Consider the following 23,139-nt stretch of genomic DNA (forward strand, 5'->3'; position numbering starts at 1 on the left):
GGGGTAGCCGGCCATGGGAAACGGCACAGCCGTACACACCCGCCGGGCGGCCGGGATCGTGGCCATCGGGATTCCCGCTCTCGTGCTGTCGATGATGGTGGTGGCCACGATCGGCCCGGCAGGGCTCACCGTCGCCGACGTCGCCGCGATCCTTGGCGAGCAGTTCGGGGTCGGAAGCGCCGACGTCTCGCGGATCGGCACGGGAATCGTCATGGACCTGCGGTTACCCCGCATCCTGCTGGCTGCCATCTGCGGGGCGGGGCTCGGCGTCTGCGGAGCGGTACTGCAGTCGTTGCTGCGCAACCCGCTGGCCGACCCGTTCCTGCTCGGTATCTCCGGAGGGGCGTCCACAGGCGCCGTGCTGGTGATCGTGCTCGGGCTGGGCGCGGGAACGCTCGGCCTGGCCGCGGGCGCGTTCCTCGGCGCGATCATCGCGTTCGCGCTCGTGATGGTGCTGGCCACGGTGTCCGGCGGCGGCACGAGCCGGGTGATCCTGGCGGGTGTAGCGGGTACCCAGCTGTTCTCGGCCCTCACCTCGTTCATCGTGATCACCTCGGCCGACGCGGAACAGACACGGGGCGTGCTGTACTGGCTGCTCGGCTCGCTCTCCGGCGCACGCTGGGACGATGTGGCGATCAGCGGCCTCGTGTCCCTGGTGGGGCTGGTCATCTGCCTCTCGCGAGCCGGCTCGCTCGACGCGTTCGCGTTCGGGCAGGACTCCGCTGCCTCGCTGGGCGTGAACGTGCGCGCCCTGCGCTGGCTGCTGCTCACCGTCACAGCGCTGCTCACCGCCACGCTGGTGGCAGTATCCGGTGTGATCGGGTTCGTCGGGCTCGTCCTGCCACACGCCGCCCGCATGCTCGTGGGTCCGGGTCACCGGGCTCTCCTGCCGGTGACCGCCGTGCTCGGCGCCGTGCTCCTGGTATGGGTGGACACGCTCGCGCGGACGGTGGCAGAACCGGAGGAGATCCCGGTCGGGGTGGGCACCGCACTGGTCGGTGTCCCCGTGTTCATCGCGATCCTCGCGCGACGGAAGGTGGCCTCATGAGCATCCAGGTGCACGGCGCGTCCTGGTGGGCGGGCGGCTCGCGGATCGTGAACCGGGTGAGCCTGGAGGTGCCCGTCAGCGGCATGCTCGGGCTCATCGGGCCGAACGGCTCCGGCAAGTCCTCGCTGCTGCGCCTGATCGCGGGACTGCGCGCGCCCTCCGAGGGAGCGGTGCTGCTCGACGGGCGGAACATCAACGGGCTCAGCAGGCGTGACCTCGCCAGGCGGGTGGCGTTCGTCGAGCAGGAGGTCTCCACCGAGGTGGACCTGACCGTCACGGACGTCGTAGCACTCGGACGCACCCCGCACCGCAGCGCCTGGGGCGGCTCCCGGGACGGTGACGGGCCGGCGATCGACCACGCGCTCCGGTGCGCAGGGCTGGTCGAGCTGCGACACCGCCGTTGGCACAGCCTGTCCGGCGGTGAACGGCAGCGCACCCAGATCGCGCGGGCGCTCGCCCAGGAACCGTCCGAGCTGCTGCTCGACGAGCCGACCAACCATCTGGACGTCGCTCACCAGCTCGAGCTGCTCGACCTGGTGAGCCACCTACCCCTGACCAGTGTCGTGGCACTGCACGATCTCAATCTGGCCGCGATGTTCTGTGACGCCGTGCTCGTGCTGTCCGGCGGGGAAGTCGTCGCGAACGGCTCGCCGGGGGACGTACTCACCGAGGACCTCGTCCGGCGCGTATACGACGTCGACTGCGCGGTCACACACGAGCCGGAGAGCGCCCGGCCGCATATCACGTTCCTCCCGCCGCGACGGCGTGCGACCGGGGCGCCGCGCGTGACCGCCGGGTATGCCGATCGGGCATAACGCCATACCGAGCCGGTCTTGGACCGGCAGGGGCACAGCGGGATCCGATGAACGCTACGACGTCTCCATCCCGCACCAACACTGGGAGGCCCCTGCGATGAGAACCCGACGAATCCGCTCGACATTCGTGATGCTCGTGCTGCTGACGCTCGCACTGACGCCGGCGGTACCCGCCATGTCCGCCCCTGCCGACACCGCGACGCAACGCATACCGGGCGCGGAGTACACCAGCGACGAACCACTCGACATCCTGCTCACCAACGACGACGGCTACCAGAACCCGGCACTGAACGCGCTCCGGCAGGCTCTGGCCGGCGCGGGTCACAACGTCACGGTCGTCGCGCCCTGCGAAGAGCAGTCGGGCACCGGCACCGCGCAGTCCACCAACTACGTCCGTGGCGAACCGACACAGGACAACACGATCACCGCACGCGAGGTCGAGCCCGATGTCTGGGCAGTCTGCGGTTTCCCGGGAGATGCCGTGCTGTTCGGCGTGCAGCACGCGTTCGACTCCGGCCGGCCGGACCTGGTCGTCTCCGGAGTCAACCCCGGGCACAACTCGGGGGCCGTCACCAACCACTCCGGCACGGTGGGGGCGACGGTGATGGCGAGCGAGCTCGCGATTCCCGCGATCGCGACCAGTGTCGAGATCGACCCGACCACCCGCCCGCCAAGCGTCGGCTCGATCAGCGAGGCGTCCGCCTACACCGCCCGGCTCATCGAGCGGCTCCAGGCCACGTCCGACGACGGTGCGCTCCTGCCGGAACACGTCACGCTGAACGTCAACTACCCGGCTGCCGACGAGCCCCAAGGAACCCGGGTCACACGAACGGGCCGTACCGCCTTCGTCCGGCCCCGGTTCGAGGCCACGGACCTGTGCGCGGACTGCTACCTGGTGCTGCCGCACCTGAACACCGACCGTGACCCGGTACGCCGGTCGGACAACAACGCCCTCGCCGACGACTACATCTCCGTGACGCCGCTGGACGGCGACTGGACGGCGTCCGACCGGGACCGTTACCGGTTGCGCCTGCGGCTGGCACGCCTGGAGTGAGCGCCCGAACCTGCCGCATAACTGAAACATGTTATCTATTTATGATTCATGATGGACCGATCAGAGTACGCAGCTCGGCTGCTTAAACGTGAACCAGCTGACGATTCCATGTAGAACATAGTTCACTTCTTCTGAGCAGGCCGCGTATCCGCTATCGTCCGGCTATGACGCTGCAGCAGCTGCGGTACCTGGTGGCGATCGCCGACCACGGCACCATGACCGCCGCCGCGGCTGCTGTCTACGTCGCACAGCCCGCGCTGTCGCGGGCTGTGCACGCCCTCCAGCGGGAGTTGCGCGTCACGCTGTTCACCCGCACGGGACGCACGATCACGTTGACCGACGAAGGGCACCGGGTGGTGCGGCTCGCCCGTTCCGCGCTCGCGACCGTGGACTCGATCCCCCGCACGACGGCACAGCCCGCGACCCCGACCGGCCCGCCGCTGCGCGTCGTCGCCACGCCGATGCTGGCCATGGCAGTCATCGGCGGCGTCATCCCCCGATTCCGCCGCACCCATCCGGCAACGCCCGTCGAGGTGACCTATCGCGGCAACCGGGACGAGCTCAGCGAGACGCTGCGCACCGGGCACGCCGATATCGGCATCGTCGACCTGCCGGTCGACCCCCGGCTCACCGCACACCGCGTCCGCTCCCTCGAGGTCGTGCTCACGTCGCCGCGGGGCACCGCGCTCCCGGATCCGGTGTCGCTATCCCTTCTCGACGGCCTGCCCATGGTCCTACCGTCCAGGGGGAGCACCCGCCGCAGTGAGCTGGACGGGCTGTTCGCGCTGGCCGGGGTACACCCCTTCCCGGTCGTGGAGACCGACGAGCGAGTGACGTGGGTCTCCAGCGTGCTCGACGGGATCGCGTCGCTGTTGTGCTTCCGGGAGAGCACGTTCCGCACGTTCGGCGCGCGCGCCGAGGTCCGGTCGTTCGCCCCGCGGCTGGCACGACCGTTCGGGGTCGTCCACACGCCAGGGCCCCTCGGGCCCGCCGCCCGCACGTTCCTCGGGGTCGCGGCACGAAAGCCCGCCTCCGGCGGCGAAGGAGTGGCGACCAGCGATCACGCGCACGCGTCTCCCGCCCCGTAGGAGCGGCACGACCCTGCTCGCCTGGCGCAGGCATGACCGGGGACACCATGGCCGGCACGGGCGCAGACGGGGATGCTCATCACATTTCAGAAAAAGTGAGCATATTTCGGAAAAGCTTCTCATAGTGTCTCCAGCCGTTCGCAACAGTACCGAAGGGGAGGAGACGCTATGACCGGAACGATGCCGCCAGAACCGGGCGACCACCCGTCACCGCCGAGTACGACGACACGTCCGACTGCACCGCGACCCGTGCGCAGGCTGTTCGTGGCCGCGGCGACCCTGGTCGGGATCGTCGCGCTGATTGACGTCATCTACAGCATCGCCAGCTGGAATTCCTACCGGGTCTGGGCCGACTACTACGACAACGTTGCCGGAGTCGACGTCGGCGACCTGGAAGCCGCCGACAAGATCTTTGCGGTGATCACGGTGCCGTACATCATCGCCTTCATCGCCGCAGCGGTGCTGTTCATCGTGTGGTTGTGGATGGCACGCGCCAACGCCGAACAGCGCTGCCTGGCCACGCATCGGCGAGCGCGCGGCTGGGTCATCGGCTCCTGGTTCGTCCCGGTCGTGAACCTGTGGTTCCCGTACCAGGTAGTCCGGGACGTGTGGCGGGCAAGCGACCCCACTACGCCGCACGATCACCGGGGAGGACTCGCCCAACTCGGCGGCAGCGCGATCATCGGCTGGTGGTGGTTCTCCGTCCTTGCCATGGGGTTCGCCAACCGGCTGAGCTTCAGCCTGGAACGGGTACCGGAGTACCTGGACGACGAGCACGTCCGCAGGATCGCGCTGGCGGACACGCTCGCGGCCGCGTGCACGCTGGCCGCCGCGACACTGATCATCGTCATCATGCGCCGGGTGACCACGTGGCAGCACCCGGCCGCCCCCATCACGTAAGGCGCAGGGCGGAACGGTCGCCACCCGCACCAGCCGCCACGGCATGCCACTGTGCCGACCGGCGGGTACGGGCCGCTGCGCCTACGACTCAACCGCTCCGGTACGCTGTTCGGCGGAGGATTGGCCGAGCGGCCTAAGGCGCACGATTGGAAATCGTGTAGGGGTAACACCCTCACGGGTTCGAATCCCGTATCCTCCGCCACCTCACCAGGGAAGGCGCCGGGAACCCGCGCAGGGACGCCCGGCGCCTTCTCGTTGCTCAGCCCGAAGGCCACTGATCCCGGTGGCGCTTGCGCGCCCGGAGCACGGCGTCGCGAATGATCGTCTCGTGACCGTCGTGCCCGGTGGCTGATCGGGTCCTGGTCTCGGCGACGACGATGTCCCAGCGACCAGGGTCGAGCTCGGCTACGATCTCCTCGGCTGTGAAGTGCACATCCGGCGTGGCGGCATGCGATCCGGTAGTCGGATCCGACGGGTGATGGCCGACGATGAGCAGCGTTCCGCCCGGTACGACCGATGCCGCCAGCCGGTCGAACAGCGCCCCGCGCGATGCCGTCGCGTGCACGTAGTGGGTGGAGACGAGATCGAAGCACTCCTCGGCGGGCGTCCAACTCGTCAGATCGGCCTGTACCCAGTCGATCCGGCTGGTGACCTCGAAGCCGAAGGTCTCGGCGTGCTCCCGCGCGTGGCACAGCGCGGTAGCGGCGATGTCCACGGCGGTCACCTGCCAGCCGCGCGACGCGAGCCACACGGCGTCGGCTCCCTCGCCGCAGCCGGCGTCGAGTGCCGATCCGGGAACCAGCTCGGCGGCTTCCGCCACAAGCTGCGGATTGGGCTGCGTACCGCAGGCGACGGTACGGCCGCGGTAACGTTCTTCCCAGAACGCCTGGTCGAACTGTTCGGACACAACGACTCCCTTCTGCCGGTCCGGGCGCCGCGATGACCATCCCCGCTCCCGATCCGGCATCGGCGCCTCGCTCAACCCCACAGCGCCACCACCGCGCACCACCACGTCACAGCAGTCCCGTCGCTGACCGGTCCTCGCGACAACCTACACGCGAAGTATGCGGGAGCTCGCGCAAATTGAGCAAACGTCATTGCGGGTTTGGCAAATCCGAGCCGCGCACACGTGCCGGCGGCGTCACGCCGGATGGGAAGTGGAATCGTGATGCGCGGAGCACCCTTCGAGGTCCGCGCAGCCGCATTCCAGGGCCGCGTCGATCAGTTCTTGTGCCTGCCGCAACGCGCGGATCCCTGCTTCGAGGTCGGCGCGCTTGCGGTGCGCGAGTGCATGCCAGCCGTCGCCGCTGGAGAGCAGCTCGGAGATCTCCTCGAGCGTGCAACCGGCCTGCCGGAAGTAGCCGATGACCCGCAGCCGGACGAGCACCTCGGGCCGGTAGAACCGGCCCCTGCCGTCGCGTCCCTCCGCGGTGATGAGCCCGAGCCGCTCGTAGTAGCGCAGCGCGGAACCCGCGACACCGGTACGGCGGGCGACCTCACCGATCGACAGCGTCCCGGCCATAGCACTCCTTGACTTGAAGTCCACTTCAAACAATACCGTCGCCGCACAAGCAACGCCACGACAGCACAGGGAGCACCGGATGAGTAACGACGAAGCGTTCACGTGCCAGCTGAGCGAGCAGGACGCCAGGCGCCGCGAGGAAGCGGACCGGGCGCTGGTGGCCGAGCTGGCGCGATACGAGTGGGAGGACGACCGGCACGCGGTGCTGACCTTCGCGCCCAGCAGCGAGCACCTGGTGCGCGAGTTCGTCCGGGAGGAATCGAGCTGCTGCTCGTTCTTCGACTTCGACGTCCGCGACACCGGTGACGCCGTACGGCTACGTGTCTCCGCGCCGCACGGCGCCGAGCGAATGCTCCAGGCGCTGGTCGGCGCCTTCGGCAGCTGATCAGGTTCGCGGCTGGTACCTCGGCCCCGGTCCGGGGGTTCGTCAACCCGTGGCGCGCCGCGCGAACGAGACCTCCTCGTGCAGCCAGCGCGCCACGTGCGAGCCGTCCGAGGGGATGAAGTTCAGCCGCATCGTGCCGTCCCCTGCCTGTTCGACACCGATCACGTACCGGCCGTGGTCGGTGTCGAAGAACTGCATCGTCCCGACGCGGTCGAGGTTGCCGCGGTCCCGCAGGTACAGCTCGTACCCGCCGCACAGCACCACGGGCCACTGGGAGAACGCCCGCACGCCTTCCCTGTCCCGCCGGTCGTGCCGCCTGGCCTGCTCGGCCACCGTGGGCATCTCGGCGTCCTCCTCGGCGCCCGCTACCTGCCGGCCCGACTCCACCAGCACCGAGCACGGCTCGACCGGCAGCGCCCTGTGCGGCGGCAGCATGCCCGTCACGCGGTCGATCACCCGCTCAGCGGGCACCAGCTCGAACCGGATCGACGTACCGACCTGCTCGGAGAACACCCCCAGCTCGCGCCCCGCGGCCGCCCGGTACAGCACCTGCGGTGGGTCGAAGTCCTGCTCGGCTCGTACCACGACGAGCAGGTCCGGCGCGGTCCACACGCGCAGGGCGGCCTCGACGTCGCCGTCGAGCCGCGTGCCGTCGGTCAGCCCGTCCTCGCGCAGCCGCTGCCACACGTGGCCGACATAGGCACGCCGCTCGTCCACCGTCACGCCACGATGCGGGATGTCGAACGGCTGCCAGCTACGGGGCAGCCCGAGCCACTCGGCGATCACCTCGACGGCGGACGCCTCCAGCGAGAACTCGTCCGGCATTCCCGCCCACTCCTCACGGTCAGAAGCCACCTCGCCACCGGCAGCCACCGTACCGCGTGCCGCACCGAGCCCGCCGTCAGTCGCCGCCCGCCGGGCGGAACCGCACCAGCGTGGGGTCGTGGTCGCTGGACTGCTCGCGGAACTCCGCGTTGATGTGGATCACCTCGAAGTCCACGCCGCGCGCCGCGGGGGTGAGGAGCATGTGATCCAGTGCCTGGGAGCGTCCCTCGAACACGGTGGTGTAGCGCTCGTTCTCGGGCAGGGTCTCGATGAGCGCGTCCAACGCGACGCCGGACGTCAGCGCACCCACGGCCGGGGAGAACGCGTAGTCGTTCAGGTCGCCTGCTACCAGCACGTTCGCATCCGCGGCCACGTCGAGCACCTCGTCGACGAAACCCCGGACCAGCTCGGCCTGCTGGACTCGCTGCTCCTCCGACACCCGTTCCGGCGGCTGGAACCGCCCGTGAACCGGCTGGTCGGCGCGCTTGGAGTTGAAGTGATTACCGACCACGAAGACCGTCCGACCGTCCACATCGAACTCGCCGACCAGCGGCTTGCGACTGTCGCGCCATGCCTGGTGCTGCGGATCGATCCGGCCCGGTGACACCGACAGTCGCGGCGACCCCTCGCTCGACTCCACCTCGACCGGAGTGGTCGCGTCACCGCCGGGTCGGTCCACGAACGTCACGCGTTCCGGGTCGTACAGGAACGCGACCCGGATGTTACCGCCCGGCTGGCCGCCGTCCTCGCCTTCCTCGGGGCTGATCTGCCGCCACCGGTACCGGGGACCACCCGCATCGGAGATCGCGTCGGCGAGACGCCCGAGCGTCACATCCGCGTCCACGACGCCGTCCCCCTCGCCTTCCGCGCCGGTGTCGTCCTGCACCTCCTCGAGGGTCAGGATGTCCGGGGTGGCGAGGTTGTCCACCACGCTCCGCGCGATCTCGTCGAAGCGCTTCTGATCGTCCACTCCGGACAAATTCTCGACGTTGTAGTTGGCCACCGCGAGCTCCCCGGCTTCGTGCTCACGAGCGACCTCCCGTTCCAGCCCGCCGGGCCGCACCTCGCCGAGCTCGGTCGCCTGCAGCGTGTAGCCGCCGAACCGGTCGTAGCTGACCGGTCCCGCGGTAACCCCTGCCAGCGTGTCGCCCGTATCGACCTCGGGGAACGGCCGCTCGCTGAACGGGATCAACTGCTTGATCTTGAGCACGCCCGTGTTGTCGTTGTCGTAGCCGGTGTAGACGGTCCCGCCGCGCGGGCTGGGGTACTGCTCGGGCTTCGTGGTGACGTACAGCTCGTCGTGCTCGGTCGTCGGCCCCACGACGGGCACGTCCCGCACGGCGCTGAGCATTCCCTCACGGGACTCCCAGAAGTCCAGCGCGTAGGTGTCCGGTTCCAGCTCCAGCTCCTCGATGTTGCCGCCCGGTTCCGGCGCCAGCTCCTCCGGAACCGTGCCGGGTTCGACGAGCTCCGGTTCGGGCACCTCGTTGCCGGACGAGGCGACCGTCCATTCCGCGTCGATCAGCTCGGTCGTCGAGGGGTACGGCCCGTCGTCGGCACCCCGCGGGTAGTACTCCTGCACCGTTCCGGTGACCATGACCTCGTCACCGGGCTCCACATCGGGAGTCGTGTCGCCGGTGAACACGAACAGCCCGTCGCTGGCACGCGGGTCGTCGCTGCCGTGCGGGTCCTGGAACCAGAACCCGCGTTTCGAGCCGAACGACCGTCGCGCGGTCACGATGCCGGGCACGCCCTCCGCCCGCTCACCGTCGAGCGGGGAGAGGCGGGTGGTTCCCTGGATGTCTCCGATACGCGCCTGTCCGGGATCGACTCCCGTGTCGCCCGTCGAGCAGGCGGTCAGCAGCCCCGCTCGGGCCACGCTGCCGGACGCGGGGGCGATCGCACCGCCGGCGAGCACCGCGACCGCGATACCGCCGAGCACCAGGCGCCGACCTCGTACGCTCACACCCCGGTCCCTTCCTCGACAACCGTCCTGGGCGCATCCTCGCGTACCCCGGTGAACGAGGGAAGAAGCCGGAGCGACACCTCAGGAGCGGCTGCTGGCCACCCGTCGACGGACCGCGCTCGCGAGCACCCCGACCCAGCCACGCGCGCTGGACGCCAGCACCGTGGCCCAGTCGAAGTAGTCGCGCCACAGCACGATCTTCCCGTCACGCAGCTCGAACGTTCCGCACACCCAGAACCGCGCGCGCCACCTTCCCGCGATGAGCACGTCGGTGCGCTCGGTCAGCACGGTGTCGCCGCTGGCGGCGATGCGGTGCGTGTGCGCCTCGAATCCGGTGCCGTACCGGGCCATCAGCCGCAGCTGCTTGGTCACGGCGCCGATGCCTCTGGCAGGCGGCAGCGGCACGTTCTGGTACACCACGTCCTCGGCGAGGTATGACAGCGCGCGCTCCAGGTCGAAGTCCTCGAGTGCACCGAGGAACTCCTCGACCGTGGCGATCTCGCGCGTCCTCTCCGCAGCGACCGGTTCGGGCATCCTGACCTCCCGCGGCTCGTGACTGGACGATCGTACCGACCGTACCGCGTGGCGCGGCGCGCCGCCGCGCTGTCGCGGCGGCCACTCCGGGAACCGGAGGGCTACGCCCGGCCCCTTTCCCTCCCGGCGAGCAGGCCGAACAACCGTGCGGTGCGATCCCGGCGCCACCACGCGATGATCGCCATCACCACGAGCACGACGAGGGGCGAGACGGCGTTCCCCCCGCCGAAGACGACCAGCTCGTAGGTGAACGCGCCGATCATCAGGCCGATGAACGCCAGCGCCGCGACCCCGCACAGCAGTGGGAGCAGCAGCGCGACGGCACCGGCCAGTTCCAGGGAACCGACCAGGTACATGAACCACGTACCGTGGCCGATCTGGTCGAAGGCCTCGACCGCCGAGGAATGCGCGGTGAGCTTCGGGAAGGCACCCGCCAGCGCGAAGAACGCCGCGGCGAGTACTTGCAGGGTCCACAGCGCGATGTTGGCGCGCTTGCCGAGCAGCGGCGTCGCGGCGCGGTCCCGGTCGTATGTCACAGTCATCTCGATCCTCCCATGCGATAAGCCCGTGTCGGCTTGCTCGCAGGGATAGACCGGGGACCCGGACGAAACTCATCGGCCGTGCCGGAACAACGCACTCGGGGTGCCGAGAGGCCCAACTCGGGGTGTCGAGGGGGCCGACACAGTGGGCCGAAACGGCCGACGCGGCGGGTCAGCCGCAGACGGCGCCGTCCTCGGCCGAGCCAACCAGCTTGGCGTACTTGGCAAGCACTCCCGAGGTGTAGCGGGGCTCGCGCGGCTTCCAGTTCTCCCTGCGCCGTGCCAGCTCGTCGGCGTCGACCAGCACGTCCAACGTACGCTCGTTCAGGTCGAGCCGGACGCGGTCCCCGTCCTCGACCAGTGCGATCGGCCCACCGTGTGCGGCCTCGGGCGCCACGTGCCCGATGCACGGCCCGTGCGTCGCTCCGGAGAACCGGCCGTCGGTCATCAACAGCACGTCCGAGCCCAACCCGGCGCCCTTGATCGCCGCGGTCACCGCGAGCATCTCCCGCATCCCGGGACCGCCCGCGGGCCCCTCGTAGCGGATCACGACCGCGTCCCCGGGGTTGATCCGTCCCGCGGTCACCGCCGTCATGGCATCCTGCTCGTCGTCGAAGACCCGCGCGGTTCCCTCCGTGACAGCCTGGGTCAGCGAGGCGCTCTTGACCACAGCCCCCTCCGGGGCGAGGCTGCCGCGCAGGATGGTGAGCCCGCCCGTCTCGGCCAGCGGGGACGACGCCGCGGCGATGATCTTGCCGTCCGGGTCGGGCGGGGCGATCTCCGCGAGGTTCTCGGCCATCGTCTTGCCCGTCACGGTGAGCACGTCCCCGTGCAGCAGGCCGGCGTCCAGCAGCGCCTTCATCACCACCGGCACACCGCCGATGCTGTCGATGTCACTCATCACGTAGCGCCCGAAGGGCTTCACATCCGCCAGCAGCGGGGTACGCTCGCCGATCCGGTTGAACTCGTCGATATCGAGGTCCACACGCGCCTCGCGCGCGATCGCCAGCAGGTGCAGGACCGCGTTCGTGGACCCGCCGAGCGCGGTCACCACGGTGATCGCGTTCTCGAAGGCCTCCCTGGTGAGTACCTGGCGAGCGGTGATGCCCTTGTTGATGAGCTCGATGACGGCCTCGCCGGACTTCTGCGCGTAGCTGTCCCGCCGCTTGTCCGGGGCGGGCGGCGACGCGCTGCCGGGCAGCGACATACCGAGCGCCTCGGCGGCTGCCGCCATGGTGTTCGCGGTGAACATCCCGCCGCAGGCTCCCTCACCCGGGCAGGCGTGCCGCTCGATCTCCTCCAGCTCATCGGTGCTGATCCGGCCCAGCGCGCAGGCACCGACACCTTCGAACGCGTCCTGGATGGTGATGTCGTTGTCCCCCAGGTGCCCGGGCAACGTCGAACCGGCGTAGAGGAACACCGATGCCAGGTCCAACCGCGCGGCCGCCATCAGCATTCCCGGCAGCGACTTGTCGCAGCCGGCGAGCAGGATCGTGCCGTCCAGCCGCTCGGCATGCACCACGCATTCCACCGAGTCGGCGATCACCTCCCGGCTCACCAGCGAGGCGCGCATTCCCTCGTGCCCCATGGAGATCCCGTCGGAGACCGAGATGGTGCCGAACTCCATCGGGAAGCCGCCCGCGTCCCGCACGCCGATCTTGGACTCGTCTGCCAGCCGGGCGAGCGAGAGGTTGCACGGCGTGATCTGGTTCCACGAGGACGCGATCCCGATCTGCGACTTCTCGAAGTCGGAGTCGGTCATCCCGACCGCACGCAGCATCGCTCGCGCGGGCGTGCGCTCGTAACCACCCGTCACTTCCGTGCTCCGGGGTTTACGCCCACGCGCGGCCCGAGTTTCTTCGCTGTTTTCCATCAGATCATCGACTCCGGTGTGTATCGCGATGGCGTGTGAGGGCTTTCACCGCTGAAACGACATAACCCTGTGATCGTAACGTCGTTCTACATCCTGCGCGCAGGCGCGAGGGCAATCCCCCGGGGGATGCGACCAGCGCCACATCAACTCAGCAGAAAACGCCGCCGCTCCACGAGTGCGGAGCGACGGCGTTTCACCGTGCGGTAGCGGTGGGATTCGAACCCACGGACGGGGTCAACCGTCACTCGCTTTCGAGGCGAGCTCCTTAGGCCGCTCGGACACGCTACCGCCGACAAGGCTACCTGCCCGCCTCAGCCGGTTCCGGAAAGGGGGGCTCCCCTCGCGCGTGAACGGCTTCCCCTGCAGGTGCGTTCAGTCCTCGTCGTCGAACCTGTCGTCCAGCCTGTCCTTGGCGTCCGAAACCGCACCGCCTGCCTTGTCCCTGGCTTGCCCGGCCACGTCCTCGGCCTTGTCCTTCCACTCGTTGCCGGCTTCCCTCACCTGGCCCTCGAGGCGGTCCGCCTTGCCGGAGTCGGCGAGGTCGCCGTCACCCGCGACCTCGCCCGCCTTCTCCTTGGCACTGCCCGCGGCCTGCTCGGCCTTGTTCCTGATCTTGTCGAGGATGCCCATGGCGTCTCCCTGTCGTTGGGACGGGCCCGCGTCCTTGCCGCTCGGGCCCACCTTCCACGATTGCGCCTCGAGCGACGGATTTCACGGCGCCACGGACATCTTCACTCCGTGGCGGGATCGCCCCGATGAGCAGCGAAGAAATCGTCGAGCAGCGCCGAGCACTCGCCGGCGAGCACCCCGCCGACGACCTCGGGCCGGTGATTGAGACGCCGGTCACGCACCACGTCCCACAAAGAGCCGACCGCCCCGGTGCGGGGCTCCCACGCCCCGAAGACCAGCCGCGAGACACGTGCGAGCACCAGCGCACCGGCACACATCGTGCAGGGCTCGACCGTCACCGCGAGCGTGCAGCCGCTCAGCCGCCACCCGTCGCCCCACCGCGCCGCCGCCGCGCGCAGCGCGAGTACCTCGGCGTGCGCCGTGGGGTCGCCGAGTGCCTCGCGGGCGTTGCGCGCGCGAGCGAGCTCGGTGCCGTCCGGGGCGAACACCACGGCCCCGACCGGCACGTCGGCCTCCTGGCGAGCCTGGCGAGCGGCATCGATGGCCGCGCGCACCAGCTCGGCGTGCTCACGCTCGCGCACCCGTCTCAGTCCTGGTCGAGTACCTCGCCGAGCGCGTCGGCGAACCCGCACCGCTGGGCGATCATCTGCAGCTGTTCGTCCGGGTACAGCTCGATCTCGGCGGCGATCATCTCCAACTCGTCGGCGGGCAGGCCGAAGTCGGCCAGGATGTCCAGATCCCCCTCGGACCACACCTCGTCGTCGTCCTCTCCCGGCGTCGGGACGCGGAGCACGTCGAGCACATCGGCCGCGATGTCGTAGTCGAGCGCGGCAGCCGCGTCGGACAGCAACAGGGAGATCTTGCTCGGCGACGGGCGGATCACGACGAAGAACTCGTCATCGACGGCGAGTAGCCCGAGCACGGCACCGCTGGTTCTGACCTTGCGCAGCTCGGTGAGCGCCGCGTCCAGTTCGGTCAGCGCGCTCGGATCGAGCGTGCTGCACTGCCAGTTACCGTCTTCCCGCACGGCAGCGATCGCGAACCCCGCGATCGGCTCTCGCTCCGCCATGCGCACACGGTATTCCCCTCAAGGCCGGAACGCATACCGGAATACCAAGAATCATGCCAAGATCACTCCGTATGGACCGAGCAGACTCCGAAGGCGACCGCGCCCACCCCCCGCGCGACCTCGCCTGGTTACTCAGCGAAGCCGTGGAACTACAGGATCGCACGATCGCGGGACGGCGCGCGATACATCGCAGCCCCGAACTGGGACTCGACCTCCCCCGCACCCGGCAGACCGTGCTCGACGAGCTGGCCGATCTACCGCTGGAGATCACCCGCGCCGACAGCACCAGCGGGGTGACAGCCGTACTGCGCGGAGCCCGCCCCGGGCCCGCGATCCTGCTGCGTGCCGATATGGACGCCCTACCCCTGCGGGAGGACACCGACCTGGATTTCGCCTCCACCGTCGACGGAGCCATGCACGCCTGCGGGCACGACACCCACGTTGCGATGCTCACCTCGGCGGCCCGGCTGCTCGCCGCGCACTCCCACGAGCTGTCCGGCTCGGTGGTGCTGATGTTCCAGCCAGGCGAGGAAGGGCACCACGGGGCGCGGTACATGCTCGACGACGGCGTGCTCGACGCGGCGGGAGAACGTGTAGCACGCGCCTTCGCCCTGCACATCCAGGGCAATACCCCGTCAGGGCAGGTATCCACCCGGCCCGGCCCGATCCTCGCCGCCGCCGACCAGTTCCGGGTGCTGGTCACCGGAAGGGGCGGGCACGGCTCGGCCCCGCATGCCGCGTGTGACCCGGTACCGGCGGCCGCCGAGATGGTCGGCGCCCTGCAGGCGAATGTGACAAGGAAGCTCGACCCGTTCGACCCCGCCGTGCTGACGGTGACGCGCGTGTCGGCAGGCACCACGTCCAACATCATCCCGGAGTCCGCGGAGCTGGAGGGCACGATCCGCACCCTCTCGGCGGACAACAGGAAGCTGCTGCACGACACGCTGGCCCGGGTGTGCGAGCACGTCGGCGCCGCGCACGGCTGCGAGGTCGAGGTCCGGTTGGAGACCGGCTACCCGCCGACGGTCAACTCCTCCGCCGAGGCGGACCGCACCCTCGAGCTGGCGGAGGCGGTACTCGGCACGGAGCACGCCGAGCCGATGGCCCAGCCGCTGATGGGCGCGGAGGACTTCTCCTACGTGCTGGAACGCGTACCGGGCTCGTTCGCCTTCCTCGGGGCCTGCCCACCGGGAACGGAGCTCGACACGGCTCCGGCGAACCACTCCAACCGTGTGGTGTTCGACGAGGCCGCGCTGCCGCACGGCGTGGCGATGTACGCGGCGTTCGCGCTCGACGCGCGTGTATAAGGCAGGATGACGCGCGTGCGAGACGTATGCGTGGTCGGGCTCGGGCTGATCGGCGGGTCGGTGTTGCGCGCGGCAGCCCGGGCCGGCCGGAAGGTGTGGGGGGCGGCCGAGGCCCCCGAGGATGTCGCGGCCGCCACCGCCGACGGGTTCGACGTGCACACCGACGTCGACGCGGCGTTGCGGCGAGCCGCGGAGCGGGACGCGATCGTGGTGCTCGCGGTCCCGCTGACAGCGATCGATGCGGTACTCGGTGCGGTGGCCGAGCATGCTCCACGCTGCGTGCTCACCGACGTCACCAGCGTCAAGGGACCGGTGGCCGAGCGGGTGAGCCGCCTGGTGCCGGACGCCGCGTTCGTCGGCGGCCACCCGATGGCCGGGGCGACGCGCTCCGGCTGGGCGGCAGGGGACGCCGCGCTGTTCGACGGCGCCGCGTGGGTGCTCTGCACAGCGGACGGTGACCTCACGCCGTGGGCCGAGATCGCGCGGCTCGCCCTCGACGCGGGCGCACACGTGGTCCCGACCTCGGCGACCGAACACGACGCGGCGGTGGCGCGCATCTCGCACCTGCCACACGTACTGTCCGCGGTACTGGCCACCGTCGGCGCGCAGGGCGGGCCACTGGCGATGGCGCTGGCCGCGGGGTCGTACACCGACGGCACCCGGGTCGCGGGCGGCCGGCCCGAGCTGACCACGGCGATGACGGAAGGCAACCGGGAGGCACTGTTACCCGCCATCGACGAGGCGCTCGGCCTGCTCGGCGCGGCTCGTGGCGCACTCGCCTCCACCGGGTCGCTACGCGCGACGATCATGAGCGGCCACCAGGGCGCGAACGAGCTGGCGCGGAACCGGGCCCGCGAGCGAGCGGAGATTCGGATCGACCTCGCCGGGCCTGAGGCCGCCCATGCCCTGCGCACGCTCGGCGCGCAGGGTGGCAGGGTCACCGCGCTGGACGGCACCGTCGCCACGGCTGCCGTGTAGCGTCCCGGCACCCGCGCTGCCCGCGCGGGACGCCCCGGCTCACGCGTGAGCGCCCCGCAGCGTGTCGAGTACCGCATCGACCTGCTGGTTCAGCGCGGCGAGCGCGGTGCCCTCCCGCGCCTCCGGCAACGGCGTCCGTTCCGGACCCCGTCCCTGCCGTACCGCGGCGGCGAGCTCGGCGATCGCCGCGGTCAGCCGGCCGATCTCGACCTCTGTCGGGCGCGCGCCGCCGTGGTCGGCACTGACACACACCTCGGTCACGGCGTCGCTCACCCGCTCCAGCCCCACGGTCACCGACCACAGCTCGATCGCCCGGCGCCCGGCAGGGGACGGTTCCACCAGGACGTGCGCGAGCGCCGCGCGCAGGTTCGCCAGCGCCCGGTAGGCCTGCCGCCTCGCGCGCCTGCGCTCCACCCGGTCGGCATCCGGCCCGACGTTACGCAAGCCGATGTCGACATAACGCCGCACCGCGTCGATCGCATCGGCGGCCGCGGGCCCGGCGTGCCGGTGCCGCGCCCCCGGCCACAGCCAGTACCCGAAGACCAGCACCACCGCGCAGCCGAGCAGGGTGTGCGTCAGCCGCTCGACGAGCAGCGCGGGCTCACCCAGGTTCTGCACGTCCATCTGGATGATGATCAGCGGCGTGATGCACGCGCTGAGGATCCCGTAGTTGAAGGCCTTGCCGATGGCCACGCCCGCGGCGAACAGCGCGGCCAGCGCCGCGAGCACCCAGCCGTGCGGGTAGGCGAGCAGCACGAGCGCGCCGAGGCCGACCCCGCCGACCGTGCCGATCCCGCGCAGCACCGCCCGCCCGAACACCGAACCCAGTTCCGGCTTGAGCACCAGCGCGACCGTCAGCGGGATCCAGTGCGCGTGCCCGAGCGGCATGACCAGGCTCAGTGCTTCGGCGATGGCCATGCACAACGCCAGCCGCGCGACGCCGAGCCACGTGGCCCTGTCGGCGGTGAGACCGGCCAGCTGCTCGCGAAGCCACACGCGCGGCGAGGCCGGCGGGCGGGGTGCGCGCTCATCGCCGTGCCCGAGCCGCGCCAGGCCCGCGTACAGCGCGCCGACCGCTACCGAGGGGCTCGGGCCCTCCTCCACGGGAGGGCGCTCGGGCAGCCGGGTACCGCCGAGCACCGCTGCCGCGACGTCCATCAGATGATCGATCACCGGGCGAGGCGCGCGCCGACCCGAGCCAACCATCGCCACCGCGGCCTCCACGAGCGGCGTCGCCTCGGACAGCAGCGTCAGCAGCCTGCGGTAGGCCGCGTCCCTGCGCGGTAGCCGCGCCCTCGCGGACAGCAGCTGGTCGTACGCGCTGTTCATGGCGACCGTGAGCTGGTGCCGTGCCGCCCGTGCCGTGGCCGCGTCCCGCACGGACAGCAACACGGACAGCTCCACGAACACCTGCGCGACCGCGGCCCGTTCCGGGCTGGTCCCGCGCACCGCCCAACCCGCCAGACCGATCACCAGGCTCCAGACGATGCCCACGAGGAAGGAGCCGAGTATCGCCGGTATCCCCACTCCCTCCAGGTACTGGCCGGCGCCGAGCACCGTGAACACGAGCATCATCAGACCCGCGATGGACACGGTGTCGCCGACCGAGCTGACAAGTACCGACAGCGCGGCCACCAGCACGACCACCCCCGCGGAGACCAGCGGGGCGTCCTTGGTCAGCAGCCCGAGAGCGAAACCGAACGTGGCCGCGAGCGACGCCGACCCGAGCCGGAACGCGCGCTGCCGGTACGAGCCGCCCCGATCGGCGAGCACGGCCGGTAGCGCGCCCACCGAGACGAGCACCCCGTACTCGGGCCGGTCCGCGGCGAACGCGACGGCCAGCGGCACGGCCAGTGCCAGCGCGGCCCGTAACGCGCGGCCCCACGGCACCGGAACGGAGCTCCCACGGAGCAACTGCACCAGCCACAGCGGGGCGGGTAGGTCGCGCGGGGTGGGCACGGTCCCATCCTCACACGGCAGGTGCGCACCTCGGCAGCACGCTGGGAGCCGGCTGCCGGTTACCCCGGCGCGGGTACGTCGTAGGGTGGCCGGCGAGAAGCACGGCACGATTCGAGCACGGGAGGATCCCGATGGCTGGGCGAACATTCACCTACGAGGTGCGACGCACGAGCAGTGCCGATCCGGCCACCCTGTTCGGCCTGCTCAGCGACGGTTCGCGATGGTCAGAGTGGGCCAAGCCGATCGTGCCCACGTCATCGCTGGTCACCCAGGGCGACCCCGCGCCAGGTGGTGTCGGCGCCATCCGCAAGCTCGGGCTGGGGCCGCTCGGCCTGCGGGAGCAGACCGTCGCGCACGAGCAGGACAAGCTGCACGGGTACGTGCTCCTCACCCCGTCCCCGATGCGGGACTACCGCGGTGACGTGCAGCTGTCCCCGCGCGCCGACGGTGGAACCGACATCACGTGGACCGGCAGCTTCACCGAACGCCTGCCGGGTACCGGTGCGCTGACGGCGCGCCTGCTGCGCGCGATGATCGCGAACCTGGCGGGCAAGCTGGCTCGCGCGGGCGAGCGGCTGTAGGGCCGGGCGTTCAGCCCAGCTCACGCAGACGCGGGAAGAGCTCCCGTGTCAGATGGACGAGCTGCTGGCTGAGCAGGAAGTGCACCTGCTCCCTGCTCAGCGTGCCCTTGCTGATCCACTCCCTGCCTGCGGCCTTGACCATCCCGCCGAACGCGCGGATCAGCGCCCGTAGCTCCGCGCCGTGTGAAGTCACGTCGTCCAGCCCGACCATCTGCACCACGTACTCCGCGGCGCGCTCGTCGGCCTCGGCCAGGATCCGCTCGACCTCGGGATCGTCCCCGACCCCTTCCGCGCCGATCACGGCGATCCACGTCTTGCCGTGCACGCCGATCGCCCCGAGCAGCCAGTCCACGGCCGCGTCGACCTGCTCCTCCAGCGAGCCCGCAGGCAGCCTCGGCACGTGCTCGTCGGAGACGATCACCATCCGGCGCACCACCTCCAGGTAGAGGCCGCGCTTGGAGCCGAAGTAGTGGTTGATCAACCCGCGCGCCACCCCTGCCTCACGGGCGACGTCACTGGTGGACACCGCCGCGTACGGGCGCTCCCCGAACTGGCGGATAGCGCACTCGAGAATCTGCTCGCGCCGCTCGTCCGGCTCGAGCCGCCGCCACCGCGGGACCGTCTCGGTACTCATGAGATGCCATTTTGCCGCATCGTCGACCTCACGGCTCCTCGCGCCAGGGCAGCCACGCCGGGATGTCCTTGTCCACGGTCCCACTGAACTCGGGCGCCCTCCGCTGCAGGAACGCCATGATCCCCTCCACGGCGTCCGGGTCACTCGCGCACTCGGCGATCAGCCGGGAGTCGACCTCGTGCACCGGGCCAGGGGAGTCCAGCGGGCTCATCCGGTACAGCATCTGCCTGATCACGGCGACCGATACCGGGGCCGTGTTGTCCGCGAGGTCGCGTGCCAGCTCGTAAGCCTTGTCGAGCACATCCTCCGGCTCGTGCAGCTGGTGCACCAGCCCCGCACGGGCGGCTTCCTCGGCGCCGAACACCCGGCCAGAGACCATCCAGTCCAGCGCGGTGCCGAGCCCGACGAGCCGGGGCAGGAACCAGGTCGACGCGCCTTCCGGGTAGATACCCCTGCGGGAGAACACGAAACCGAACCGCGCGTCCGTCGCGGCCAGGCGGTAGTCGGCCGGCAGGATGATCGTCGAGCCCGCTCCGACCGCCGCACCACGGATGGCCGCGATGACCGGCTTGTTGCTCGCGAAGATCCGTCTCGAGCAGCGCCCGGCCGGTTCCTGCCAGGACTGCTCGCCACCGGCCGCACCGCCGCCGGTGTCATCGCCGGCGACCTCGAGCGAGCCCGCGGACAGGTCGGCACCGACACAGAAGTCGGTACCTTCCCCGGTGAACACGACGACACGCACGTCGGGGTCGGCGTCGGCGCGGCTGAAGGCGTCCTCCAGCTCATCGGACATCGTGATCGTGTAGCCGTTGCGTGCCTGTGGACGGTTCAGCGCGATAGTGGCGACCCGGTCCGCGACGGAGTACGCGACTTCGGTGTAGCTCATGACACACACGATGCCGACTTATTGTCACTAAGTCAATTGAATCCGGTCCGCCAACCGCCGGGCCAGGTGACAGGGCGGTGCGGGTCTCGGCGAGAATACCGTTCCCGGCCGCGAACGCGCGCCTGTGCGAGCCGGACCGCGAGAAGGACTGCGAGAGGATCGATGACGACCGTGGGCACACCGTCGATACACCAGCGGATCGCCGAGGAACTGGGGGTGGCCGAGCGCCAGGTCGCCGCGGCGGCCGGGTTGCTCGACGACGGGGCGACCGTCCCGTTCGTCGCCCGCTACCGCAAGGAGGTCACCGGGTCGCTGGACGACACCCAGCTGCGCACCCTCGACGAGCGGCTGCGTTACCTGCGTGAGCTGGAAGACCGCCGCACGACGATCCTCGACTCCATCCGTGAGCAGGGCAAGCTCGACGACGAGCTGGAGGCGCGCATCCGCGCGGCCGAGACCAAGGCCCGGCTGGAGGACATCTACCTGCCGTACAAGCCCAAGCGCCGCACGAAGGGACAGATCGCGCGGGAAGCGGGCCTCGAGCCGCTCGCCGACACCCTGCTCGGTGACCCGGGCCACGACCCCGAGGTCACCGCGCAGGACTACGTGGACGCCGAGGCGGGTGTCGCCGACACCAAGGCCGCGCTCGACGGCGCGCGGGCCATCCTGGTCGAGCGCTTCGCCGAGGACGCCGATCTGATCGGCGAGCTGCGCGAGCGCATGTGGGCGGACGGCCACCTGGTCTCGCGGGTGCGCGAGGGCAAGCAGGAGTCCGGCGCGAAGTTCGCCGACTACTTCGAGTACTCCGAGGCCTTCACCAAGCTGCCTTCGCACCGGACTCTCGCACTGCTGCGCGGGGAGAAGGAGGACGTACTCGACCTCACCATGGCGCCGCAGGCGCCCGGCGAGGAACCGGACGGCCCGAGCGACTACGAGCTGCGCATCGCCGCCCGCGCCGGCATCGACGACCGCGGGCGGCCCGCCGACCGGTGGCTGACCGACACGGTGCGCTGGGCGTGGCGCACCAAGATCCTGCTGCACCTCGGCATCGACCTGCGCGCGCGGCTGCGGCAGGCAGCCGAGGAGGAGGCCGTGCGGGTTTTCGCAGGCAACCTGCGCGACCTGCTACTCGCCGCACCCGCGGGCACGCGCGCCACCATCGGCCTCGACCCCGGCTACCGCACCGGCGTGAAGGTCGCGGTGATCGACCCGACGGGCAAGGTCGTCGACACGGACACGATCTACCCGCATCAGCCGCAGAACCACTGGGACGAGGCGATCGCCACGCTGGAACGCCTGGCACGCACGCACGAGGTCGAGCTGGTCGCCATCGGCAACGGCACCGCCTCCCGCGAGACCGACCGGCTGGCCGCCGACCTGATCAAGCGCCACCCCGAGCGCGGGCTGACCAAGGCGATGGTCTCCGAGGCGGGAGCATCGGTGTACTCGGCGTCCGCGATCGCCGCCGCCGAGCTCGGTCAGCTCGACGTCTCGCTGCGCGGGGCGGCATCCATCGCGCGCAGGCTGCAGGACCCGCTCGCCGAGCTGGTCAAGATCGAGCCGAAGTCCATCGGTGTCGGCCAGTACCAGCACGACCTGCCGGAGTCCTCGCTGTCGCGGTCGCTGGACGCCGTGGTGGAGGACTGCGTGAACGCGGTGGGCGTCGACCTCAACACCGCCTCGGCCCCGCTGCTGGCCCGCGTCTCGGGAATCGGGTCCTCGCTGGCCGAGAACATCGTCGAGCACCGCAACCAGCAAGGGCGGTTCCGCTCCCGGCAGGAGCTGACCAATGTCCCCCGCCTCGGGCCGAAGGCCTTCGAGCAGTGCGCGGGCTTCCTGCGCATCGCGGGTGGCGACAACCCGCTGGACGCGTCGAGCGTGCACCCCGAGGCCTACCCGGTCGTGCACCGCATCCTGGATGCCGTCGGCGTCGGTATCCAGGAGCTGATCGGGGACGAGTCCACAGTGAACTCGCTCGACCCGAACCGGTTCGTCGACGAGCGGTTCGGGCTGCCCACCGTCACCGATATCCTGACCGAGCTGAACAAGCCGGGACGCGACCCCCGGCCCGCGTTCACCACGGCCCGGTTCGCCGAAGGGGTCGAGAAGATCTCCGACCTCGAGCCGGGCATGGTCCTGGAGGGGGCGGTCACCAACGTCGCCAAGTTCGGTGCGTTCGTCGACGTCGGCGTGCACCAGGACGGGCTGGTACACATCTCGGCGATGTCCACCGAGTTCGTCTCCGACCCGCGCGAGGTCGTCAAGTCCGGCGATGTCGTCCGGGTCAAGGTCACCGAGGTGGATACCACGCGCAACCGCATCTCACTGACCATGCGACTCGACGACGAGGCAGGCGGCAAGCCCGCATCCCGAGGGGGCAGCGGCAAGCAGCCCGGCAAGCAGGGCGGCGGAAAGCAAGGCGGCTCCGGCAAGGACGGGCAGCGGGGCAAACAGCGCCGGGGCGGCCGGCGAGAGGACACGCCCAAGGGAAGCATGGCCGACGCCCTGCGCCAGGCAGGGTTCGGGTAGGGCGGCGAGCCGCCGGT

Annotated in this window: 23 protein-coding genes and 2 tRNA genes; 11 read left to right on the forward strand and 14 right to left on the reverse strand. The window is 70.5% G+C overall.

Translation table 11 applies throughout. From position 1 onward, the window contains the following. Positions 1–13 precede the first annotated feature (13 nt). From H0B56_RS18190 to H0B56_RS18215, 6 genes are all read left to right on the forward strand, one after another. Positions 14–1,048 (forward strand): FecCD family ABC transporter permease, encoded by a 1,035-nt coding sequence (locus tag H0B56_RS18190; protein WP_180894299.1) that lies wholly within the window; start codon positions 14–16, stop codon positions 1,046–1,048. Next, the gene (locus H0B56_RS18195) at positions 1,045–1,863 is read left to right on the forward strand and encodes an ABC transporter ATP-binding protein (RefSeq protein ID WP_180894300.1); all 819 of its coding nucleotides are present in this window, start codon (positions 1,045–1,047) and stop codon (positions 1,861–1,863) included. The genes H0B56_RS18190 and H0B56_RS18195 overlap by 4 nt, the downstream gene beginning before the upstream one ends. A 97-nt stretch (positions 1,864–1,960) precedes the next feature. Then, positions 1,961–2,917, forward strand: coding sequence for a 5'/3'-nucleotidase SurE (gene surE / locus H0B56_RS18200; RefSeq protein WP_180894301.1), 957 nt, complete (start codon positions 1,961–1,963; stop codon positions 2,915–2,917). 164 nt (positions 2,918–3,081) lie between these two features. Continuing rightward, positions 3,082–4,005: a LysR family transcriptional regulator gene (locus tag H0B56_RS18205; RefSeq protein WP_180894302.1), complete on the forward strand. Its 924-nt coding sequence runs from the start codon at positions 3,082–3,084 to the stop codon at positions 4,003–4,005. Between the two features lie 168 nt (positions 4,006–4,173). After that, positions 4,174–4,905, forward strand: coding sequence for a DUF4328 domain-containing protein (locus tag H0B56_RS18210; protein WP_180894303.1), 732 nt, complete (start codon positions 4,174–4,176; stop codon positions 4,903–4,905). Between the two features lie 114 nt (positions 4,906–5,019). Further along, positions 5,020–5,107 (forward strand) — tRNA-Ser (locus H0B56_RS18215). A gap of 57 nt (positions 5,108–5,164) precedes the next feature. Here H0B56_RS18215 and H0B56_RS18220 read toward each other — a convergent pair. Continuing rightward, positions 5,165–5,812 (reverse strand): class I SAM-dependent methyltransferase, encoded by a 648-nt coding sequence (locus H0B56_RS18220; protein ID WP_219632889.1) that lies wholly within the window; start codon positions 5,810–5,812, stop codon positions 5,165–5,167. Positions 5,813–6,046: 234 nt separating this feature from the next. Further along, on the reverse strand, positions 6,047–6,427 hold the full coding sequence (locus tag H0B56_RS18225; protein WP_180894305.1) for a MerR family transcriptional regulator: 381 nt from the start codon (positions 6,425–6,427) through the stop codon (positions 6,047–6,049). 79 nt (positions 6,428–6,506) lie between these two features. On the opposite strand from H0B56_RS18225, the gene H0B56_RS18230 reads away from it, so the two are divergent. After that, positions 6,507–6,812 (forward strand): hypothetical protein, encoded by a 306-nt coding sequence (locus tag H0B56_RS18230; protein WP_180894306.1) that lies wholly within the window; start codon positions 6,507–6,509, stop codon positions 6,810–6,812. 42 nt (positions 6,813–6,854) lie between these two features. On the opposite strand, the gene H0B56_RS18235 is transcribed toward H0B56_RS18230, so the two are convergent. From H0B56_RS18235 to H0B56_RS18275, 9 genes are all read right to left on the reverse strand, one after another. Next, entirely contained in the window at positions 6,855–7,667 is an 813-nt protein-coding gene (locus H0B56_RS18235) for an ESX secretion-associated protein EspG (RefSeq protein WP_180894307.1), read from the reverse strand. A gap of 46 nt (positions 7,668–7,713) precedes the next feature. After that, positions 7,714–9,603, reverse strand: a complete 1,890-nt coding sequence (locus H0B56_RS18240; RefSeq protein ID WP_180894308.1) for an endonuclease/exonuclease/phosphatase family protein — start codon at positions 9,601–9,603, stop codon at positions 7,714–7,716. Between the two features lie 81 nt (positions 9,604–9,684). After that, on the reverse strand, positions 9,685–10,137 hold the full coding sequence (locus tag H0B56_RS18245) for a limonene-1,2-epoxide hydrolase family protein (RefSeq protein WP_180894309.1): 453 nt from the start codon (positions 10,135–10,137) through the stop codon (positions 9,685–9,687). Positions 10,138–10,238: 101 nt separating this feature from the next. Then, the gene (locus H0B56_RS18250; RefSeq protein ID WP_180894310.1) at positions 10,239–10,679 is read right to left on the reverse strand and encodes a DoxX family protein; all 441 of its coding nucleotides are present in this window, start codon (positions 10,677–10,679) and stop codon (positions 10,239–10,241) included. A gap of 169 nt (positions 10,680–10,848) precedes the next feature. Further along, the gene (gene ilvD, locus H0B56_RS18255; RefSeq protein WP_180894311.1) at positions 10,849–12,549 is read right to left on the reverse strand and encodes a dihydroxy-acid dehydratase; all 1,701 of its coding nucleotides are present in this window, start codon (positions 12,547–12,549) and stop codon (positions 10,849–10,851) included. A gap of 201 nt (positions 12,550–12,750) precedes the next feature. Continuing rightward, positions 12,751–12,837, reverse strand: a tRNA-Ser gene (locus tag H0B56_RS18260). Between the two features lie 84 nt (positions 12,838–12,921). Continuing rightward, a complete protein-coding gene (locus H0B56_RS18265; RefSeq protein ID WP_180894312.1) occupies positions 12,922–13,179 on the reverse strand; it encodes a CsbD family protein in 258 nt (85 codons plus the stop codon). Between the two features lie 101 nt (positions 13,180–13,280). After that, a complete protein-coding gene (locus H0B56_RS18270) occupies positions 13,281–13,760 on the reverse strand; it encodes a deaminase (RefSeq protein ID WP_180894313.1) in 480 nt (159 codons plus the stop codon). A 5-nt stretch (positions 13,761–13,765) separates the two neighbouring features. After that, a complete protein-coding gene (locus H0B56_RS18275) occupies positions 13,766–14,248 on the reverse strand; it encodes a tRNA adenosine deaminase-associated protein (protein WP_180894314.1) in 483 nt (160 codons plus the stop codon). A 71-nt stretch (positions 14,249–14,319) separates the two neighbouring features. Between H0B56_RS18275 and H0B56_RS18280 the strand changes: the two genes are divergently transcribed. Further along, on the forward strand, positions 14,320–15,555 hold the full coding sequence (locus H0B56_RS18280; protein ID WP_180894315.1) for a M20 metallopeptidase family protein: 1,236 nt from the start codon (positions 14,320–14,322) through the stop codon (positions 15,553–15,555). Between the two features lie 30 nt (positions 15,556–15,585). After that, positions 15,586–16,533: a prephenate dehydrogenase gene (locus H0B56_RS18285; RefSeq protein ID WP_425484548.1), complete on the forward strand. Its 948-nt coding sequence runs from the start codon at positions 15,586–15,588 to the stop codon at positions 16,531–16,533. Between the two features lie 39 nt (positions 16,534–16,572). On the opposite strand, the gene H0B56_RS23540 is transcribed toward H0B56_RS18285, so the two are convergent. Further along, positions 16,573–18,492 (reverse strand): FUSC family protein, encoded by a 1,920-nt coding sequence (locus H0B56_RS23540; protein WP_180894317.1) that lies wholly within the window; start codon positions 18,490–18,492, stop codon positions 16,573–16,575. Positions 18,493–18,623: 131 nt separating this feature from the next. Here H0B56_RS23540 and H0B56_RS18295 point away from each other — a divergent pair, with 131 nt between their 5' ends. Next, positions 18,624–19,073 carry an SRPBCC family protein gene (locus tag H0B56_RS18295; RefSeq protein WP_180894318.1) on the forward strand — a complete coding sequence of 150 codons (450 nt, stop codon included), beginning with the start codon at positions 18,624–18,626 and terminating at the stop codon, positions 19,071–19,073. Positions 19,074–19,083: 10 nt separating this feature from the next. On the opposite strand, the gene H0B56_RS18300 is transcribed toward H0B56_RS18295, so the two are convergent. After that, entirely contained in the window at positions 19,084–19,707 is a 624-nt protein-coding gene (locus H0B56_RS18300) for a TetR/AcrR family transcriptional regulator (protein ID WP_180894319.1), read from the reverse strand. Between the two features lie 28 nt (positions 19,708–19,735). Then, positions 19,736–20,593 carry an enoyl-CoA hydratase-related protein gene (locus tag H0B56_RS18305; protein ID WP_180894320.1) on the reverse strand — a complete coding sequence of 286 codons (858 nt, stop codon included), beginning with the start codon at positions 20,591–20,593 and terminating at the stop codon, positions 19,736–19,738. Between the two features lie 162 nt (positions 20,594–20,755). On the opposite strand from H0B56_RS18305, the gene H0B56_RS18310 reads away from it, so the two are divergent. Beyond that, positions 20,756–23,122 (forward strand): Tex family protein, encoded by a 2,367-nt coding sequence (locus H0B56_RS18310; protein WP_180894321.1) that lies wholly within the window; start codon positions 20,756–20,758, stop codon positions 23,120–23,122. The last annotated feature ends 17 nt before the right edge of the window (positions 23,123–23,139 follow it).

Origin of the sequence: Haloechinothrix aidingensis (assembly GCF_013450155.1) — a bacterium.
GTDB classification, from domain to species: Bacteria; Actinomycetota; Actinomycetes; order Mycobacteriales; family Pseudonocardiaceae; genus Haloechinothrix; species Haloechinothrix aidingensis.

Excerpts from the sequence above, each read along its gene's own strand:
- H0B56_RS18300 (WP_180894319.1), bottom strand. The coding sequence starts at position 19,707 with ATGAGTACCGAGACGGTCCCGCGGTGGCGGCGGCTCGAGCCGGACGAG.
- surE (WP_180894301.1), top strand. The coding sequence starts at position 1,961 with ATGAGAACCCGACGAATCCGCTCGACATTCGTGATGCTCGTGCTGCTG.
- H0B56_RS18190 (WP_180894299.1), top strand. The coding sequence starts at position 14 with ATGGGAAACGGCACAGCCGTACACACCCGCCGGGCGGCCGGGATCGTG.
- ilvD (WP_180894311.1), bottom strand. The coding sequence starts at position 12,549 with ATGGAAAACAGCGAAGAAACTCGGGCCGCGCGTGGGCGTAAACCCCGG.
- H0B56_RS18210 (WP_180894303.1), top strand. The coding sequence starts at position 4,174 with ATGACCGGAACGATGCCGCCAGAACCGGGCGACCACCCGTCACCGCCG.
- H0B56_RS18275 (WP_180894314.1), bottom strand. The coding sequence starts at position 14,248 with ATGGCGGAGCGAGAGCCGATCGCGGGGTTCGCGATCGCTGCCGTGCGG.
- H0B56_RS18295 (WP_180894318.1), top strand. The coding sequence starts at position 18,624 with ATGGCTGGGCGAACATTCACCTACGAGGTGCGACGCACGAGCAGTGCC.
- H0B56_RS18280 (WP_180894315.1), top strand. The coding sequence starts at position 14,320 with ATGGACCGAGCAGACTCCGAAGGCGACCGCGCCCACCCCCCGCGCGAC.
- H0B56_RS18225 (WP_180894305.1), bottom strand. The coding sequence starts at position 6,427 with ATGGCCGGGACGCTGTCGATCGGTGAGGTCGCCCGCCGTACCGGTGTC.
- H0B56_RS18245 (WP_180894309.1), bottom strand. The coding sequence starts at position 10,137 with ATGCCCGAACCGGTCGCTGCGGAGAGGACGCGCGAGATCGCCACGGTC.
- H0B56_RS18230 (WP_180894306.1), top strand. The coding sequence starts at position 6,507 with ATGAGTAACGACGAAGCGTTCACGTGCCAGCTGAGCGAGCAGGACGCC.
- H0B56_RS18310 (WP_180894321.1), top strand. The coding sequence starts at position 20,756 with ATGACGACCGTGGGCACACCGTCGATACACCAGCGGATCGCCGAGGAA.
- H0B56_RS18305 (WP_180894320.1), bottom strand. The coding sequence starts at position 20,593 with ATGAGCTACACCGAAGTCGCGTACTCCGTCGCGGACCGGGTCGCCACT.
- H0B56_RS18265 (WP_180894312.1), bottom strand. The coding sequence starts at position 13,179 with ATGGGCATCCTCGACAAGATCAGGAACAAGGCCGAGCAGGCCGCGGGC.
- H0B56_RS18195 (WP_180894300.1), top strand. The coding sequence starts at position 1,045 with ATGAGCATCCAGGTGCACGGCGCGTCCTGGTGGGCGGGCGGCTCGCGG.
- H0B56_RS18250 (WP_180894310.1), bottom strand. The coding sequence starts at position 10,679 with ATGACTGTGACATACGACCGGGACCGCGCCGCGACGCCGCTGCTCGGC.
- H0B56_RS18205 (WP_180894302.1), top strand. The coding sequence starts at position 3,082 with ATGACGCTGCAGCAGCTGCGGTACCTGGTGGCGATCGCCGACCACGGC.